This window comes from Achromobacter sp. SX5, assembly GCF_056711425.1.
This window is the reverse complement of the sequence record NZ_CM160041.1, coordinates 3,971,337-3,988,641: the sequence shown is the minus strand read 5'-3', so window position 1 is coordinate 3,988,641 and position 17,305 is coordinate 3,971,337. Positions and strand designations below refer to the sequence as shown.

Below are 17,305 nucleotides of genomic sequence, written 5' to 3'. Positions count from 1 at the left end.
CACGAAAAAATCTGTGCTAGAGTCATTCCCCATGAAATTCGCGTCCCCCGCTTTTTACTTTTACTTTTATGGTTTTCTGAAGCCGCTGGCGGAGGAAGGGACGCGCTCAATCTGAAGTTTGGAAAGAATCCCCCCAAAAAAGCCGCCAGCGAACTGGCGGCTTTTTTTGCGCCGCCGGTTGAGGAACCCCCGGAGGAGTCTCCGGGAGCCTCGGGAACCTTCCCCGCGGCGGGCAACCCAGGAGCAGTACCGTGTCACACAATACCGATGACCTTCGCATTCGAGAAATCAAAGAGCTGAACCCGCCCGCGCACGTCATGCGTGAGTTCGCCTGCACCAAGGAGGCGTCGGACACCGTGTTCGCCGCCCGCCAGGCGATGCACCGCATCCTGCACGGCATGGACGACCGCATGATCGTCGTGATCGGTCCCTGCTCGATTCACGATACGCGCGCGGCCATCGAGTATGCGAAACGCCTGAAACCGGTCCGCGACCGCCTGAGCGCCGACCTGGAAATCGTGATGCGGGTGTATTTCGAGAAGCCGCGCACGACGGTGGGCTGGAAGGGCCTGATCAACGATCCCGACCTGGACGGCAGCTTCGACATCAACAAGGGCGTGCGCGTGGCGCGCGAACTGCTGCTGGACATCAACAGCCTGGGGCTGCCGGCGGGCTGCGAGTTCCTGGACATGATTACGCCGCAGTACATCGCGGATCTGGTCTCCTGGGGGGCGATCGGGGCGCGCACGACGGAAAGCCAGGTGCACCGCGAACTGGCTTCCGGACTGTCGTGTCCGGTGGGATTCAAGAACGGCACGGACGGCAATGTGAAGATCGCGGTCGACGCCATCAAGGCCGCGTCGCAGCCGCATCACTTCCTGTCGGTGACCAAGGGCGGGCATTCGGCCATCGTGTCGACCGCCGGCAACGAGGACTGCCACGTCATCCTGCGCGGCGGCAAGACGCCGAACTACGACGCGCAAAGCGTGGACGCGGCCTGCGCGGACATGGCCAAGGCCGGCCTGGCGCAGCGCGTGATGGTCGACGCCAGCCACGCCAACAGCAGCAAGAAGCCCGAGAACCAGCCGCTCGTCATCGAAGACGTGGCGCGCCAGATGGAAGCGGGCGATGCGCGCCTGGTGGGCGTGATGGTGGAAAGCCATCTGCTGGGCGGACGCCAGGACATGGTGCCGGGCACGCCGCTGGTCTACGGCCAGAGCATCACCGACGGCTGCATCGACTGGGACGCCTCGGTCGCGGTGCTCGAACGCCTGGCCCATGCCGTGCGTGAACGCCGCCGCGTCGCGCTGACCTCGGGCAAGTAAATACGCAACCCGCGCCGCGCGCCGCCCGCCTGCGGCGGTGTGCGGCGCAGCACGCGCGGCGGCGTAGAATATTCGGATTATCGAACCCGAATCCACGCTGACCATGAACGCTTCCCTGCCCGCTGAAACATTGCGCCGTCCGGTGCCGGCCGCCTGTCTGGACGCCCTGCGCGCGCGCTTCGGCGATCGCTTCTCCGAGTCCGCCGCGGTGCGCGAGCACCACGGCCGCGACGAATCCCCTTATGCGGCCATGCCGCCGGATGCGGTGGTGTTCGCGCACACCACCGAGGAAGTGGCCGAGGTCGCCAGGCTGTGCAACGAGCACCGCGTGCCGCTGATTCCGTATGGCGCCGGCTCCTCGCTGGAAGGCCACATCCTGGCGATCCAGGGCGGCGTCTGCCTCGACCTGTCGCAGATGAACAAGGTGCTGGCGGTCAACGCCGAAGACCTGACCGCCACGGTGCAGGCCGGCGTGCTGCGCAAGCAGCTCAACGAAGAGATCCGCGACACCGGCCTGTTCTTCCCGATCGACCCCGGCGCCGACGCCAGCCTGGGCGGCATGGCCGCCACGCGCGCCTCCGGCACCAACGCCGTGCGCTACGGCACCATGCGCGAGAACGTCATGTCGCTGACCGTGGTGACGGCCGACGGGCGCATCGTGCGCACGGCCGGGCGCGCCCGCAAGTCCTCGGCCGGCTACGACCTGACGCGCATCTTCGTCGGCAGCGAAGGCACGCTGGGCATCATCACCGAAGTCACGGTGCGCCTGTATCCGCAGCCCGAGGCGGTGTCCGCCGCGGTCTGCAACTTCCCCACGCTGGACGCCGCCGTGCAGAGCGTGATCGAGATCATCCAGATGGGCGTGCCGGTCGCCCGCGTCGAATTCATGGACGCGGCCAGCGTGCGCGCCGTCAACCTGCACAGCAAGCTGAGCCTGCGCGAAACTCCGCTGCTGGTGTTCGAGTTCCACGGCAGTCCGGCCGGCGTGCAGGAGCAGGCCGAGACCGTGCAGGCCATCACCGCCGAGCACGGCGGCATGGACTTCGAATGGGCCGAGCGTCCCGAAGACCGCAGCCGCCTCTGGACCGCGCGCCACAACGCCTATTTCGCCGGCCTGCAGCTGCGTCCCGGCTGCCGCGCCAGCACCACCGACGTCTGCGTGCCGATTTCGCGCCTGGCCGATTGCGTGCGCGACACCGTCGAGGAACTGGACCGCGCCAGCTTCCCGTACACCATCGTGGGCCACGTCGGCGACGGCAACTTCCACGTGCTGATGCTGCTGGACGCCGACAGCGCCGAAGAATGGCAGGAGTCCGAGGCCATCAACCACAACCTGGTGCGCCGCGCGATCGCCGCCGACGGCACCTGCACCGGCGAGCATGGCGTGGGCCTGCACAAGATGCAGTTCATGGCCGAGGAGCATGGCGAAGACTCGCTGGCGCTGATGCGCAGCCTCAAGCATGCGTTCGACCCGAACAACATCCTGAACCCGGGCAAAATCGTTTCCTGGCAGGGCTGAGGAAACGCAGTTCCGGCGGTCGCGCCTTTACGGCTGGTTACTTCTGAGCCCGCGGAAGACCGCCGGATGCGGGTAAATCCCGGCCTGCTTATGGCCGGCGCTCGCGCTATTGTTGCGCTCATGAATTCATTGGTCGAAACCGGCCTGGCACAAGTGCAGGCGCCTTACTCTTTGCAGCAGCTCATCGAGGCCCTGTCGGCGGCGTTGCCCGCGCACTGCGTGTTGTTCCGCGAAGAGGACACCCGCCCTTACGAGTGCGACGGCCTATCCCTTTATCGCGCGCTGCCGGCGGTCGTGGCCCTGCCCGAAACCGAAGAGCAGGTGCAGGCGGTCATGCGCATCTGCAAGCGCCTGAACGCGCCGCTGGTGGCGCGCGGCGCCGGCACCGGCCTGTCCGGCGGCGCCATGCCGCACAGCCGCGGCGTGCTGCTGGGGCTGTCCAAGTTCAACCGCATCAAGCACATCGACCTGGCCAGCGCGACCGCCGTGGTCCAGCCCGGCGTGCGCAACCTCGCCATCTCGGAAGCGGCTGCGCCGTATGGGCTGTACTACGCGCCCGATCCGTCCAGCCAGATCGCCTGCTCCATCGGCGGCAACGTGGCCGAGAACTCGGGCGGCGTGCACTGCCTGAAGTACGGCCTGACCGTGCACAACGTGCTGCGCGTGCGTGTGGTGACCATAGACGGCGACATCGTGGAGCTGGGCTCGGAGGCGCCGGACGCGCCCGGCCTGGATCTGCTGTCGGTCTTCATCGGCTCCGAAGGCATGCTGGGCGTGGTCACCGAGGTCACCGTCAAGCTGATTCCCAAGCCGGCCTGCGCGCAGGTCGTGATGGCCAGTTTTTCCAGCGTCGAGGCGGCCGGCAACGCGGTCACCCAGGTCATTGCCGCGGGCATGATACCCGCCGGCCTGGAGATGATGGACCGGCGCGCCACGCACATGGTCGAGCCCTTCGTGCGCGCCGGCTACGACCTGGACGCGCAGGCCATCCTGCTGTGCGAATCCGACGGCACGCCCGAAGAGGTGGCGCACGAGATCGAGCGCATGGAAACGGTGTTCCGCCTTGCCGGCTCCACGCGCTGCCAGGTGTCGACGTCCGAGGCCGAACGCCTCAAGTTCTGGGCCGGGCGCAAGAACGCGTTTCCGGCCGCCGGGCGCGTGTCGCCCGACTATTACTGCATGGACGGCACGATACCGCGCCGCCATCTGGCGCGCGTGCTGGGCGCCATCGAACAGATGGAAGACGAGTTCGGGCTGCGCTGCGCCAACGTATTTCACGCGGGAGACGGCAATCTGCATCCGCTGATCCTGTTCGATTCGAACAAGCCGGACGAAGTGGAGCGCGCCGAGAAATTCGGCGCCGCCATACTGGAGCTGTGCGTGCAGGTAGGAGGCACCGTGACCGGAGAGCACGGGGTGGGAATGGAGAAGATAAATCAAATGTGCGTGCAATTCTCTCGCGAAGAACTCGACGCCTTCCTGGCGGTGAAGCGGGCTTTCGATCCGCCTTGCCTGCTCAATCCCGAAAAAGTCATCCCCACGCTGGCCCGCTGCGCCGAATACGGCAAGATGCACGTCCATGCGGGCGAATTGCGCTTCCCCGATCTCGCCCGTTTCTAGGACGCATTCCCTATGGATTTCGTCCTGTCGGAATTGTGCGACCAGGTCATGACGGCCCGCGCCGGCCACAAGCCTTTGTTCGTGATGGGCGGCGGCAGCAAGGCGTTCTATGGCAACTACCGTCCGGTGACGCCGCAGGACGGGCATTGCCTGCTGGACATGACGCCTTATCGCGGCATCGTCAGCTATCACCCGTCTGAACTGGTCGTGACCGTGCGCGCGGGCACGCCGCTTGCGGAACTGGAAGCCGCGCTGGCCGAGCACGGGCAGATGCTGGCGTTCGAGCCGCCGCATTATTCGCCGTCGGCCACGGTGGGCGGCTGCGTGGCGGCGGGCCTGTCGGGGCCGCGCCGCATGAGCGCCGGCGCGCTGAAGGATTTCGTGCTGGGCACGCAGCTGCTGGATTCGGAAGGGCGCATCCTGTCGTTCGGCGGCGAGGTCATGAAGAACGTGGCGGGCTACGACGTGTCGCGCCTGCTGGCCGGCTCGCACGGCATCTTCGGCGCGATACTGGAAGTGTCGCTGAAGGTCGCGCCGCGGCCGATGGAAGAACTCACGCTGGTGCTGCCGGCCACGCAGGCGCAGGCGCTGTCCAGTTTCGCGCTGTGGCGCGGCAAGCCCCTGCCGATCTCGGCCACCAGCTGGAGCGGCGACGACGACCAGGCCGAAGGCGCGATGCGCGTGCGCCTGTCCGGCGCGCCGCCGGCGATCGCCAGCGCGCGCCAGCAGATCGGCGGCGAGCCGATGGCGCCCGACGCGGCGGCGGGCTGGTGGCAGTCGCTGCGCGAGCAGACGCATCCGTTTTTCGCGCCGGGCCAGCCGTTGTGGCGCCTGGCGCTGCCGCCCACGGCCGCCGCGCTCGGGTTGGGGCCGACCCTGATCGAGTGGGGCGGGGGCCAGCGCTGGCTGTCCGGCGCGCACGACGCGGCCATGTTGCGTGAAACCGCGGCCCGGCTGGGCGGCCATGCGACGCTGTTTCGCGCAGGTCACGCCAAGCCGCCGGCCGACGGCGTCTTCCATCCGCTGGCGCCGGGAATCGCGGCGATCACGCGCCGGCTCAAACAAGAGCTCGATCCGGCCGGCTTGTTCAACCCCGGCCGCCTGGTCCTGGAGCTATAAGGCATCATGCAAACCAAGCTGGCATCCTGGGCCCGCGACACCGATCTGGGCAACGAGGCCGACGCCATCCTGCGGCGTTGCGTCCATTGCGGCTTCTGCACGGCGACCTGCCCGACCTATCAGGTGCTGGGCGACGAGCTCGACAGCCCGCGCGGCCGCATCTACCTGATCAAGCAGGTGCTCGAAGGCGCCGAGCCCACGCAGTCCACGCAGCAGCATCTGGACCGCTGCCTGACCTGCCGCAATTGCGAAACCACCTGCCCCTCGGGCGTGGAGTACGGGCACCTGGTGGACATCGGCCGCAAGATCGTCGAGGAACGCGTGCCGCGCTCCTGGGGCGACAGGACCAAGCGCACCGTGCTGCGCAAGGCCATGATGTCGCCCTTGTTCGGCCCCGCGATGCGGCTGGGACAGGCCGTGCGCGGGCTGCTGCCCGAATCGATCCGGCGCAAGGTGCCGGAGCGTCGCGCCGCGGGCGCGCTGCCGCAAGTGGCCGGGCACGCGCGCCAGGTGCTGATGCTGGCCGGCTGCGTGCAGCCCGCCATGATGCCGACCATAGACGCGGCCACCATCCGGGTGCTGGACGCCGTGGGCATCGGCGCGCGCATCGCGCCGGGCGCCGGTTGTTGCGGCGCGGCCAGTTTCCACCTGGACGCGCAGGAAGCCGCGCTGGCGCAGATGCGTGCCAACATCGACGCCTGGTGGCCGCTGGTGCAGGACGGCAAGGCCGAGGCCATCGTCATGAACGCCTCGGGCTGCGGCGCGATGGTGAAGGAATACGCCCATCATCTGCGGCACGATCCGGCCTATGCGCAAAAGGCCGCCGACATCGTGGCGCTGGTCAAGGACGTGGCCGAGATCGTGGCGCCGCACGCCGCGCAGCTGCGCGCGCGCCTGCGGGCGGGCACGCGCGCGGCGTTCCATCCGCCATGCACGCTGCAGCACTGGCAGGGCCTGCGGCCGCTGTCCGAGCAATTGCTTGCCGATCTGGGTTTCGAATTGCTGCCGTTCGCCGACAAGCACCTGTGCTGCGGCTCGGCGGGGGCTTACTCGGTGCTCAATCCGGAGATCGCGCTGGAGCTGCGCGACCGCAAGCTGGGCGCGATTGCGGCCGGCGGTCCGGACGTGATCCTGTCGGCCAACATCGGCTGCATCGGCCACCTGCAAAGCGGCACCGACACGCCGGTGCGGCACTGGGTCGAGGTGGTGGACGACCAGCTGCGCCGCCAGGAGGGCGCGCCGGCCTGAGACCGGCGGCGCCTCCGCAGGCGGTTTACTCCACCGCCTTGACCATGTCTTCCAGCACCTTCTTCGCGTCGCCGAAGACCATCATGGTGCGGTCCATGTAGAACAGCTCGTTGTCCAGGCCGGCGTAGCCGGAGGCCATCGAGCGCTTGTTCACGATCACGGTGCGCGCCTTGTAGGCTTCCAGGATGGGCATGCCGGCGATGGGCGACTTGGGATCGTTCTTGGCCGCCGGGTTGACCACGTCGTTGGCGCCCAGCACCAGCACCACGTCGGTCTGGCCGAACTCGCTGTTGATGTCTTCCATTTCGAAGACCTGGTCGTACGGCACCTCGGCCTCGGCCAGCAGCACGTTCATGTGGCCCGGCATGCGTCCGGCCACCGGGTGGATGGCGTACTTCACGGTCACGCCGCGCTCGGTGAGCTTTTCCGCCAGTTCCTTCAGCGCGTGCTGCGCGCGCGCCACCGCCAGGCCGTAGCCGGGCACGATGGTCACGCTCTCGGCGTTGGTCATCAGGAAGGCGGCGTCGTCCGGGCTGCCCGACTTGACGCTGCGCTGCTGGGCCTCGCCGGCCGCCGCGCCGCCGCCGGCCTGGCCGCCGAAGCCGCCCAGGATGACGTTGAAGAACGAGCGGTTCATCGCCTTGCACATGATGTAGGACAGGATGGCGCCCGACGAGCCCACCAGCGAGCCGGCGATGATCAGCATCGGATTGTTCAGCGAGAAGCCGATGCCGGCCGCGGCCCAGCCCGAGTAGCTGTTCAGCATGGACACCACCACCGGCATGTCGGCGCCGCCGATCGGGATGATGATGAGCACGCCCAGCACGAAGGCGATGGCGGTCATGATGACGAAAGGCGTCCATTCCTGCGTGAGCATGAACCAGATGCCGCAGGCCAGCATCAGCAGCGCCAGCGCCAGGTTCAGCAGGTGCTGGCCGGCGAACACCACCGGCGCGCCCTGGAACAGCCGGAACTTGTACTTGCCCGACAGCTTGCCGAAGGCGATGACCGAGCCCGAGAAGGTGATCGCGCCCACGAAGGTGCCGATGAAGAGCTCGAAGCGGTTGCCGGTGGGAATGGGCATGCCGGCCGGCGCGATGCCGAAGGCATGCGGCTCGGCCACCACGGCCACGGCGATGGCCACCGCGGCCAGGCCGATCATGCTGTGCATGAAGGCGACCAGCTCGGGCATCTTGGTCATTTCGACGCGCTTGGCCATCAGGGTGCCGATGGAGCCGCCGACCAGCAGGCCCAGCACCACCCATCCCAGCCCGATGGTGGCGCCGCCGTCGCGCGCCAGGCCGATGATGAGCGCGGCCGTGGTGAGCACGGCGATGGCCATGCCGGCCATGCCGAACACGTTGCCCAGGCGCGAGGTGGTGGGATGCGACAGGCCCTTGAGCGCTTGGATGAAGCAGACGGAAGCCACCAGGTACAGCAGCGTGACCAGGTTCAGCGAGATCATTGCGCGCCCTCCTTGCCCGGCTTCTTGTCCTTCTTCTTGAACATCTCCAGCATGCGCCGGGTGACGAGGAAGCCGCCGAACACGTTGACCGCGGCCAGCGCCACGGCGAACACGCCCATGCCGCGCGCCAGCCCGCCTTCGGTCAGCGCCGCGGCCAGCATGGCGCCGACGATGATGATGGCGGAAATGGCGTTGGTCACGGCCATCAGCGGCGTGTGCAGGGCAGGGGTGACGTTCCAGACCACGTGGTAGCCGACATAGACGGCGAGCACGAAGATGATGAGGTTCATCAGGGTGGGGTTGATCGCTTCCATGTTCAGGTCCTCCGCGTCACGTTGCCGCCTTCGCACACCAGGCAGGCCGCCACGATCTCGTCGTCGCGCCGGATCGCCAGCGCGCCTTCGGCATCGGTGATGAGTTTCAGGAAATCCAGGATGTTGCGGGCGTACAGCGCCGACGCGTCGGTCGCCACCAGGCCGGGCAGGTTGGTCAGCCCGATGAGGGTCACGCCATGCTTTTCCACGATCTGCCCTTTTTCGGACAGCGGGCAGTTGCCGCCGCGCTCGACGGCCAGGTCCACCAGCACCGAGCCGGGCTTCATGGCCGCGATGGTTTCGGCCGAGACCAGCGTGGGCGCGGGGCGGCCGGGAATCAGCGCGGTCGTGATGACGATGTCCGCCTGCTTGCAGCGCTCGGCCACCAGCACGGCCTGGCGCGCCATCCATGCCGGCGGCATGGGGCGGGCGTAGCCGCCCGTGCCCTGCGCGATCTCGCGTTCCTCGTCGGTCTCGAAGGGCACGTCGATGAACTTGGCGCCCAGGGACTCCACCTGTTCGCGCGCCGCGGGCCGCACGTCCGAGGCCTCGACCACGGCGCCCAGCCGCTTGGCGGTGGCGATGGCCTGCAGGCCGGCCACGCCGGTGCCCAGCACCACGACGCGGGCGGCCTTGAGCGTGCCTGCGGCGGTCATCATCATGGGAATCAGGCGGCCGTAGTGGTGCGCGGCCAGCAGCACGGCCTTGTAGCCGGCGAGGTTGGCCTGCGAGGACAGCACGTCCAGGCTTTGCGCGCGCGTGATGCGCGGCGCGGCTTCCAGGGCGAATCCGACCAGTCCGGCCGCCGCCATCCGCTGCAGGCCTTCGGCGTCGAAGGGGTCGAGCATGCCGACCACGACCGTGCCCGCTTTCATGTGCGCCAGTTCGGCGGCGTCCGGCGCGCGAACCTTCATGACGAGTCCGGCGCCCAGCGCATCCTGGGCGGTGCCCAGCGTGGCGCCGGCGGCTTCATAGGCGTCATCCGGATAGCGGGCGGCGCTGCCGGCCCCGCGCTCCACGACGACGGTGTGCTTGCCGCCTACGTACTTCTTGACGGTCTCTGGTGTTGCTGCGACACGGGTTTCCCCGTCTCGGGTTTCTTTTGGTATCCCGATGTGCATCTACGCCTCTCCTCAGAAGGTTCGCCGTAGTTATACACGGAATGGGGGTACGTACGCGCCCCTCCGTAAAGGAGGGGGCGGCCGCGCGGCCGAAAAAAAAGCCCCATGGCGAACCATGGGGCAGGGGTTTTGCAACCCGGTTTGCGGCCGGACGGGTCGCCCCGCCGGCCGCCACTGCGCGCAAACGTCCGGCGTCAAGCCGTTTGCGCGCGAGTCCATGCGATCAGCGCGGCGGTGAGGTCGCGCAGGTCGGCTTTGAGGCGGGCATAGTTCTCGGACGGGCGCAGAGTGACCTCGTCCATGTAGAGCTTGCGGTTGATTTCGATCTGCAGGCTGTGGCGTCCTTCGTCGGGACGGCCGAAGGCGCGCACCAGCTCCACGCCCTTGTAGGGATCGTTCACGCTGACGTCGTAGCCGCGCTCGCGCAGCCAGGCCGCGACGAATTCGCGGAAGGCCGGGTCGCTGGTGCTGCCGTCGCGGTCGCCCAGCACGAAGTCCGGGTGCACCAGGCCGGGGCGGTCCGTGGCGAAGGCGCCAGCCACGCTGGGCATGGAGTGGCAGTTGATGTGCCAGACCTTGCCGAACCTGCGGTGGGCGTCGTCCAGCACGCGGGCCAGGGCCTCGTGGTAGGGCTTCCAGCAGGCGTCGATGCGGTGGCGGACTTCGGCGACCGTCAGCTTGCGGTCGTACAGCGGCGTGCCGTCGTCGAGCATGCGCCAGATCAGGCCCTTGCCCAGCTTGACCTTGGGCGAGGCGTTCAGCGCGTCGGGCCAGGGCTGGTCCAGCAGCAGTTCGTCGATCTCGTCGGGCGCGCGGTTGGCGTCGATGTAGGCGCGCGGGAAAGCGGCCGCGATCATGGGCACGCCCATGTCGATGGCGTCGCCCCACAGGTCGTCAACCCAGGTGTCCTCGGCGGTGCGCAGTGCGCCATAGTCCACCGCGGCGGCGAAATCGGGAGGGTAGGCGGTGCCGCTGTGCGGGGAGTCCAGCACGAGCGGGGCCGAGGAGTCCGAGTCCGGATATTGCTGCGGAAGGTCGAGCCGGTAAGACAGGGGTTGGGTGATTCGCATAGGGGGGTGGTGCGTTCGTCTATCGGAGGCCTGCGCGCCCCGCGGCGGGGGCGGCAGGCCGAAGATCGATCAGTCGATCTTCACGTTGGCTTCTTTGGCGATGCGCTTGTTCTTGGCGATTTCCGCCGCGATCTGCGCACTGAATTCAGCCGGGGTGTTGGCCGCGGGCGCGGCGCCCAGCGCTTCCAGGCGCGACTTGACGTCGGCTTCGGCGCTGACCTTCTGGACCGCGGCGTTGAGCTTGGCCAGGACCGGCGCCGGCAGCTTGGCCGGGGCGACCAGGCCGAACCAGGAGGCGTCGTTCACGGCGGGCAGGCCGGCTTCGGCGAAGGTCGGCACGTCGGGCAGGGCGGCGACGCGCTTGGGCGCGGCCACGGCCATGGCGACCAGGCGGCCCGACTGCACGTGCGGCAGCGACGAGGGCAGGTTGTCATACATGACGTCGACCTGGCCGGCCAGCGCGTCGTTCAGCGCCGGGCCCACGCCGCGGTACGGCACGTGCATCAGGTTGGTGCCCGAGGACATCTTGAACAGCTCGCCCATCATGTGCGAGACCGAGCCGTTGCCGGCCGACGCGTAGGTCAGCTTGCCCGGTTCGCTCTTGGCCAGCTTGATCAGGTCGGCGATGTTCTTGGCCGCAACCTTGGGGTTGACGGTCATGATGTTCGGCACGGCGGCCAGGTTCGAGATGGGCGTGAAGTCCTTCTCGCCGTCGAACGGCAGGTTCGGGTAGATGGCCGGGTTGATGCCGTGCGTGCTGACGGTGGCGATGCCCAGGACGTAGCCGTCGGGCGCGCTGCTGGCGACGAAGGCGCTGCCGATAGAACCGCCGGCGCCGCCGCGGTTTTCGACCACCACGGTCTGGCCCAGTTCCTTGCTCAGCTTGTCGGCGAACAGGCGGCCGACGATGTCGGTCGTGCCTCCGGGCGGGAACGGAACGATCAGGCGGATGGGCTTGGACGGATACGCGTCTTCTGCGTGCGCGATACCCGAGGCGAGCGGCGTGGCCAGGGTCGCGGCGGCGACGCACAGGCCCAGGACAACTTTACGGCGTTGCATGGATTCCCCTATTGAATGGAAAGCGGATGCGCAAAGGCAGACGCAAACGCAACGATTCTTTCCCGCCAGCCCCGTTTGCGCAAACGAAAGTTTCTCCGTAAGCTATGACTTTTTTTCATACCTCATTTTGGCGGCAGCCGGGGAAGCGAAAGCAATGCGGCGTTTCTGTCCCTCTTTGACCGACCTCCAGGCGTTCGAGGTGGCCGCGCGGCACAGCAGCTTCACGCGCGCGGCCCAGGAGCTGTGCGTCACGCAGGGCGCGGTCAGCAAGCAGGTCAAGCACCTGGAGGAATTCGTCGGGGTCGAACTATTCCTGCGGATCAGGCAAGGCCTGGTCCTGACCGAGGCCGGGCGCAGCTATCTGGCCAAGGTCCAGGCCGGCCTGGGCCAGATCGAGGCGGCCACCGTCGAACTGATCGCCCACCAGGGGCAGGGCGGCACGCTCAACCTGACCTGTATGCCGACCTTCGGCGCGCGCTGGCTGATCCCGCGCCTGACCGCCTTCATGCGCCTGCGGCCGGACATCCACGTGGAATTCCTGCCGCACCGCCAGGGCTACGATTTTTCCACGCCCGAGCTGGACGCCGCCGTGCGCTTCGGCGAAGGCCTGTGGCCGGGCAGCGGAGCCGACTACATCGTCGGCCGCGAAATCCTGCCGGTGTGCAGCCCGCGCCTGATCCCGGGCGGCTGTAGCTCGCCGGCGGACCTGCTGGCGTACCCGCTTCTGCATCACACCTCGGCGCTGGACGGCTGGCGCGACTGGTTCGAGCAGGCCGGCTGCGACACCCGCCGCAGCCTGGAGGGGGCGCGCTTCGACCAGTACGCGCTGTTGTCGCAGGCCGCGGCGGCCGGCTTCGGCGTGGCCCTGATCCCGCGCTGCCTGATCGAGGACGAACTGCGCGACGGCAAGCTGGCCGTGGCCATCCAGCTGCCCATCCGGGCGCGCATGGGCTACTACCTGTGCTATCCGGAACAGAAGGCCAACCTGCCCACGCTGCAGGCCTTCCGCACCTGGCTGATGGAGGTCTCGCGCGCCGCCGAGCCGCAGCCCGAGGACGCGGCCCAGTCCGATCTAAAATAGCGTCATCATGAGTCAAACACACACCAAGAAGGGCCGCGTCGTCGTCGGCATGTCCGGCGGAGTCGACTCTTCGGTCACCGCCTGGCTGCTCAAGCAGCAGGGCTACGAGGTCGTCGGCCTGTTCATGAAGAACTGGGAAGACGATGACGATTCCGAATACTGCTCCACGCGCCAGGACCTGCTGGACGCAGCCAGCGTCGCCGACCGGGTCGGCGTGGAATTCGAGTTCGTCAATTTCGCCGCCGAATACAAGGACCGCGTGTTCGCGGAGTTCCTGCGCGAATACTCCGCGGGCCGCACGCCCAATCCCGACGTGCTGTGCAACGCCGAGATCAAGTTCAAGGCGTTTCTCGACCACGCCATGGCGCTGGGCGCCGAGCGCATCGCCACCGGCCATTACGCGCGCGTGCGCGAAGTGCCGGCGCAGGGCGGCGGCACCGAATTCCAGCTGCTCAAGGCGCTGGACGGCTCCAAGGACCAGAGCTACTTCCTGCACCGCCTGAACCAGGCGCAGCTGTCGCGCACCCTGTTTCCGCTGGGCGAGATCCACAAGACCGAGGTGCGCCGCATCGCCCACGAGATCGGGCTGCACAACGCCGCCAAAAAGGATTCCACCGGCATCTGCTTCATCGGCGAGCGGCCGTTCCGGGAGTTCCTGAACCGCTACCTGCCCACCGAACCCGGCCCCATCAAGACGCCGGAAGGGCAGACGGTGGGCCGCCACGAGGGCCTGTCGTTCTATACGCTGGGCCAGCGCAAGGGCCTGGGCGTGGGCGGCGTGAAAGGCCGCCAGCGCGAGGACGGCACCGCCGAGGCCTGGTACGTGGCGCGCAAGGACCTGGAGCGCAACGTGCTCTACGTGGTGCAGGGGCACGACCATCCCTGGCTGCTCTCGCAAGGGCTGCGGGCGCAGGACGCCAGCTGGATCGCCGGCCGTGCGCCGCAAGCGGGCGCCTACGGCGCCAAGACGCGCTACCGCCAGGCCGACGCGGCCTGCCGGCTGGACGCCGCGGCGCAGGATACTTTCGCGCTCGATTTCACCGAGCCGCAATGGGCGGTGACGCCCGGGCAGTCCGCCGTGCTTTACGATGGCGAGGTTTGCCTGGGCGGCGGCATCATCGTGTAGGCGTCGCGCCGGAACGCCAGTTTCGAGGGCCCCTGGGGCTGAAGCTCCAGGGGCCTTGTTCATGACCAAGAAAAAGAGGAGACCGTTGTGGATGTAACGATGTTGATTTGCCTGCTGGCGCTCGGTGCGGTGGTGGGCTTTGCCGCGGGCCTGCTGGGCATCGGCGGCGGCATGCTGCTGGTGCCGTTCCTGACCATGCTGTTCACCTGGAAGGGCATGCCCGCCGACCTGGTGGTGCACGCGGCGATCGCCACGTCCATGACCTCCATCCTGTTCACGTCGATATCCAGCGTGCGCGCCCACCAGCAGCGCAAAACGATCAAATGGAACATCGTCTGGGCCATGGCGCCCGGCATCATCATCGGCGGCCTGCTGTCGGGCGGCGCCGTGTTCGCCGCGCTCAGCACCCTGTGGCTGTCGCTGTTCTTCGCGCTGTTCGTCGGCTACTCCGGCTGGAGCATGCTGCGCAATAAAAAGCCCAAGCCCAGCCGCCAGATGCCGGGCGTGGTCGGCACCAGCGCGGCCGGGGCCGGCATCGGCTTTCTGTCAGGCCTGGTGGGCGCGGGCGGCGGCTTCCTGTCGGTGCCGTTCATGGTCTGGTGCAACGTGGCCCTGCACAACGCCGTCTCGACCTCGGCCGCGCTCGGCTTCCCGATAGCGCTGGCCAACAGCGTGGGCTACGTCGTGTCCGGCCTGAACGAAGGCGCCTCGCGCCCCGGCATGCTGGGCTACATCTACTGGCCCGCGCTGCTGGCCCTGGTCTGCACCAGCGTGCTCACGGCCCCCCTGGGCGCGCGCATGGCGCACCGCCTGCCCGTCCAGACCCTGAAGCGCGTATTCGCCGCCCTGCTGTTCGCCTTGGCCGCCTACATGCTCTTCAAGGCCTGGCAGACCTTCAGCGCCTAGCGCCGGAACGGAAGAAGAAGCACGGCGCGCGCCCCTCTCACGTGGCAGCCACGAAGCATGAAGAGCGGGGCGGCGCGGATCCGGCTCCGCCGGTCCGCAGCCGCGCCCCCCTGGGGGGGAGGCGCGGTAGCGCCTCGGGGGGGGGTCAGACCACCGGTACGGTGTCGATGAAGGATTGGCGCTGCGACAGCTTCTCGTACAGCCGGGCCAGGTTGGGCTGGCTCGTGCGCCAGTCGAGATCGGCGAAGCGCAGGTCCAGGTAGCCCAGCGCACAGCCGACGGCGATGTCGGCCAGGCTGTAATTGATGCCCATGCAGTGGGCGTTGTCGCCCAGGCTCTTGTTCATCGCGTCCAGGCTGGCGTGGATCTTGGAGTACTGGCGCTGGATCCACTCGGGGCTGCGCTGGGCCTCGGGACGCTGGTTTTCCTTGACAATGGTCACGCAGGCGTCGAGCAGGCCGTCGGCGATGGCTTCCCAGCACTTCACGGCGGCGCGGTCGCGTCCCGGCTGCGGGATCAGGCGGGCGACGGGAGACAGGGTGTCCAGGTATTCGACGATGACGCGCGAATCGAACAGGGCGCCGCCGTCTTCCATGACCAGGCAGGGAACCTTGCCCAGCGGATTGTACGTTTGGATCTGCGTGTCGGCGGACCAGACGTTTTCGAGTTCAAGCCGGTAGTCCAGCTTTTTCTCGGCCATGACGATACGCACTTTGCGCACGTAAGGACTGGTAAGCGAGCCGATCAGTTTCATGGAGTCACAAGCGGAGTCGGAAAGCGGCCGAAGTATAGCAGGCCGCATGACGGGGTTGCCGTCCGCGGGGCGGAATCTTCGCCAGTTTGCCACAATGTTGCAGGCTACCGGATGATAAAATCGGCCGATTCGCTCATTCCCTGTTTTTTTCTCCCTCAGACCATGCAAATCGCCGACCAGCTCAGCCAACTCAACGCCCTTTCGCCACTGGATGGCCGCTACGCTACGCGGGGCGATGCGCTGCGCGGCCTGCTGTCGGAGGCGGGCTTCATGGCGCACCGCGTCGAAGTCGAGGTGGCCTGGCTGATCGCGCTGTCCGACGCCGGCCTGCCGGAACTGCCGGCCTTCTCGGAATCGGCGCGTGCGCGCCTGCAGCAACTGGTGCGCGATTTCTCCGAATCGGACGCCGCCCGGATCAAGGACATCGAACGCGTCACCAACCATGACGTCAAGGCGGTCGAATACTGGCTGAAGGAAAAAGTGGCCGACGACGCCGAACTGGCCCGCGCCGCCGAGTTCATCCATTTCGCCTGCACTTCCGAAGACATCAACAACACGTCGCATGCGCTGATGCTGACCCGCGCGCGCAACGAGGTGGTGGTGCCGCGCCTGCGCGAGCTGGCCGCCAAGCTGAACGAGATGGCCATCGCCCATGCCGACCAGCCCATGCTGTCGCGCACGCACGGCCAGCCCGCCAGCCCGACCACGCTGGGCAAGGAGTTCGCCAACGTGGCCGCGCGCCTGAACCGCGCCATCGCCGCCATCGAGGCGGTCGAGCCGCTGGCCAAGCTCAACGGCGCCACCGGCAACTACAACGCCCATCTGTCGGCCTACCCCGAGATCGACTGGCCCGCGTTCAGCCAGCGCGTGCTGGCCGGCCTGGGCCTGACCCAGAACCGCCACACCATCCAGATCGAACCGCACGACTGGATGGCGGCGCTGTTCGACGCCGTCACGCGCGCCAACATCATCGTGCTGGACCTGGACCGCGACATCTGGGGCTACGTGGCGCTGGGCTACTTCAAGCAGCGCCTGAAGGAAGGCGAGGTCGGCTCGTCCACCATGCCGCACAAGGTCAACCCGATCGACTTCGAGAACTCTGAAGGCAACCTGGGCCTGGCCAACGCCGTGCTGCGCCATCTCGCCGACAAGCTGCCGGTCTCGCGCTGGCAGCGCGACCTGACCGACTCCACCGTGCTGCGCAACCTGGGCGTGGGCCTGGGCTACTGCCTGGTGGCGTGGGACGCCTGCATGCGCGGCCTGGGCAAGCTCGAGGTCAATGCCGCCGCCATCGACGCCGACATCGACGCATGCTGGGAAGTGCTGGCCGAGCCGGTGCAGACCGTCATGCGCCGCTATGGCCTGCCGCAGCCCTACGAGCAGCTCAAGGCCTTGACGCGGGGCAAGGGCATCACCGAGGAAGGTCTGCGAGAATTCATCCAGGGCCTGGAACTGCCTGCCGAACCCAAGGCCCGCCTGCTGGCGATGACGCCGCGCTCCTACATCGGGCTGGCCGCGGCCTTGGCCCGGGCGGTCTAATCGTCTTGCCGCGCGCCGGGGCGCGCGGCCTCTTGTTCG

Annotated in this window: 15 protein-coding genes; 9 read left to right on the top strand and 6 right to left on the bottom strand. The window is 67.8% G+C overall.

Going from position 1 to position 17,305, the window contains the following annotated elements; translation table 11 throughout:
• The first annotated feature begins 251 nt into the window (after positions 1–251).
• The 5 genes from aroG (at position 252) to glcF (ending at position 6,831) form a co-directional block, all read left to right on the top strand.
• Positions 252–1,325 carry a 3-deoxy-7-phosphoheptulonate synthase AroG gene (gene aroG, locus AC1M14_RS18695; protein WP_102774732.1) on the top strand — a complete coding sequence of 358 codons (1,074 nt, stop codon included), beginning with the start codon at positions 252–254 and terminating at the stop codon, positions 1,323–1,325.
• Between the two features lie 103 nt (positions 1,326–1,428).
• Positions 1,429–2,844: an FAD-binding oxidoreductase gene (locus AC1M14_RS18690; protein ID WP_479730239.1), complete on the top strand. Its 1,416-nt coding sequence runs from the start codon at positions 1,429–1,431 to the stop codon at positions 2,842–2,844.
• A 120-nt stretch (positions 2,845–2,964) separates the two neighbouring features.
• Positions 2,965–4,464 (top strand): FAD-linked oxidase C-terminal domain-containing protein, encoded by a 1,500-nt coding sequence (locus AC1M14_RS18685; RefSeq protein WP_102774730.1) that lies wholly within the window; start codon positions 2,965–2,967, stop codon positions 4,462–4,464.
• Positions 4,465–4,476: 12 nt separating this feature from the next.
• Positions 4,477–5,583 carry a glycolate oxidase subunit GlcE gene (gene glcE / locus AC1M14_RS18680; protein WP_111827028.1) on the top strand — a complete coding sequence of 369 codons (1,107 nt, stop codon included), beginning with the start codon at positions 4,477–4,479 and terminating at the stop codon, positions 5,581–5,583.
• Between the two features lie 6 nt (positions 5,584–5,589).
• A complete protein-coding gene (gene glcF / locus AC1M14_RS18675; protein WP_479730238.1) occupies positions 5,590–6,831 on the top strand; it encodes a glycolate oxidase subunit GlcF in 1,242 nt (413 codons plus the stop codon).
• Between the two features lie 25 nt (positions 6,832–6,856).
• Here the strand turns inward: glcF and AC1M14_RS18670 are convergent, their stop codons facing one another.
• From AC1M14_RS18670 to AC1M14_RS18650, 5 genes are all read right to left on the bottom strand, one after another.
• The gene (locus AC1M14_RS18670; RefSeq protein WP_102774727.1) at positions 6,857–8,296 is read right to left on the bottom strand and encodes an NAD(P)(+) transhydrogenase (Re/Si-specific) subunit beta; all 1,440 of its coding nucleotides are present in this window, start codon (positions 8,294–8,296) and stop codon (positions 6,857–6,859) included.
• Positions 8,293–8,610, bottom strand: a complete 318-nt coding sequence (locus AC1M14_RS18665; protein ID WP_062684020.1) for an NAD(P) transhydrogenase subunit alpha part 2 — start codon at positions 8,608–8,610, stop codon at positions 8,293–8,295. The genes AC1M14_RS18670 and AC1M14_RS18665 overlap by 4 nt, the downstream gene beginning before the upstream one ends.
• Positions 8,611–8,612: 2 nt before the next feature.
• Positions 8,613–9,731 carry a Re/Si-specific NAD(P)(+) transhydrogenase subunit alpha gene (locus AC1M14_RS18660; protein ID WP_209166441.1) on the bottom strand — a complete coding sequence of 373 codons (1,119 nt, stop codon included), beginning with the start codon at positions 9,729–9,731 and terminating at the stop codon, positions 8,613–8,615.
• A gap of 194 nt (positions 9,732–9,925) precedes the next feature.
• Entirely contained in the window at positions 9,926–10,801 is an 876-nt protein-coding gene (locus AC1M14_RS18655; RefSeq protein WP_102774724.1) for an N-formylglutamate amidohydrolase, read from the bottom strand.
• Between the two features lie 69 nt (positions 10,802–10,870).
• On the bottom strand, positions 10,871–11,860 hold the full coding sequence (locus tag AC1M14_RS18650) for a Bug family tripartite tricarboxylate transporter substrate binding protein (protein ID WP_102774723.1): 990 nt from the start codon (positions 11,858–11,860) through the stop codon (positions 10,871–10,873).
• Between the two features lie 154 nt (positions 11,861–12,014).
• Here AC1M14_RS18650 and gcvA point away from each other — a divergent pair, with 154 nt between their 5' ends.
• The 3 genes from gcvA to AC1M14_RS18635 all read left to right on the top strand — a co-directional run bounded on the left by gcvA (position 12,015) and on the right by AC1M14_RS18635 (position 14,973).
• Positions 12,015–12,941 (top strand): transcriptional regulator GcvA, encoded by a 927-nt coding sequence (gene gcvA, locus AC1M14_RS18645; RefSeq protein ID WP_102774722.1) that lies wholly within the window; start codon positions 12,015–12,017, stop codon positions 12,939–12,941.
• 7 nt (positions 12,942–12,948) lie between these two features.
• The gene (gene mnmA / locus AC1M14_RS18640; RefSeq protein ID WP_102774721.1) at positions 12,949–14,067 is read left to right on the top strand and encodes a tRNA 2-thiouridine(34) synthase MnmA; all 1,119 of its coding nucleotides are present in this window, start codon (positions 12,949–12,951) and stop codon (positions 14,065–14,067) included.
• Positions 14,068–14,154: 87 nt separating this feature from the next.
• A complete protein-coding gene (locus AC1M14_RS18635; RefSeq protein ID WP_102774720.1) occupies positions 14,155–14,973 on the top strand; it encodes a sulfite exporter TauE/SafE family protein in 819 nt (272 codons plus the stop codon).
• 145 nt (positions 14,974–15,118) lie between these two features.
• On the opposite strand, the gene AC1M14_RS18630 is transcribed toward AC1M14_RS18635, so the two are convergent.
• The gene (locus AC1M14_RS18630; protein ID WP_102774719.1) at positions 15,119–15,727 is read right to left on the bottom strand and encodes a glutathione S-transferase; all 609 of its coding nucleotides are present in this window, start codon (positions 15,725–15,727) and stop codon (positions 15,119–15,121) included.
• 162 nt (positions 15,728–15,889) lie between these two features.
• On the opposite strand from AC1M14_RS18630, the gene purB reads away from it, so the two are divergent.
• Positions 15,890–17,266, top strand: a complete 1,377-nt coding sequence (gene purB / locus AC1M14_RS18625; protein WP_102774718.1) for an adenylosuccinate lyase — start codon at positions 15,890–15,892, stop codon at positions 17,264–17,266.
• Positions 17,267–17,305: the final 39 nt, after the last annotated feature.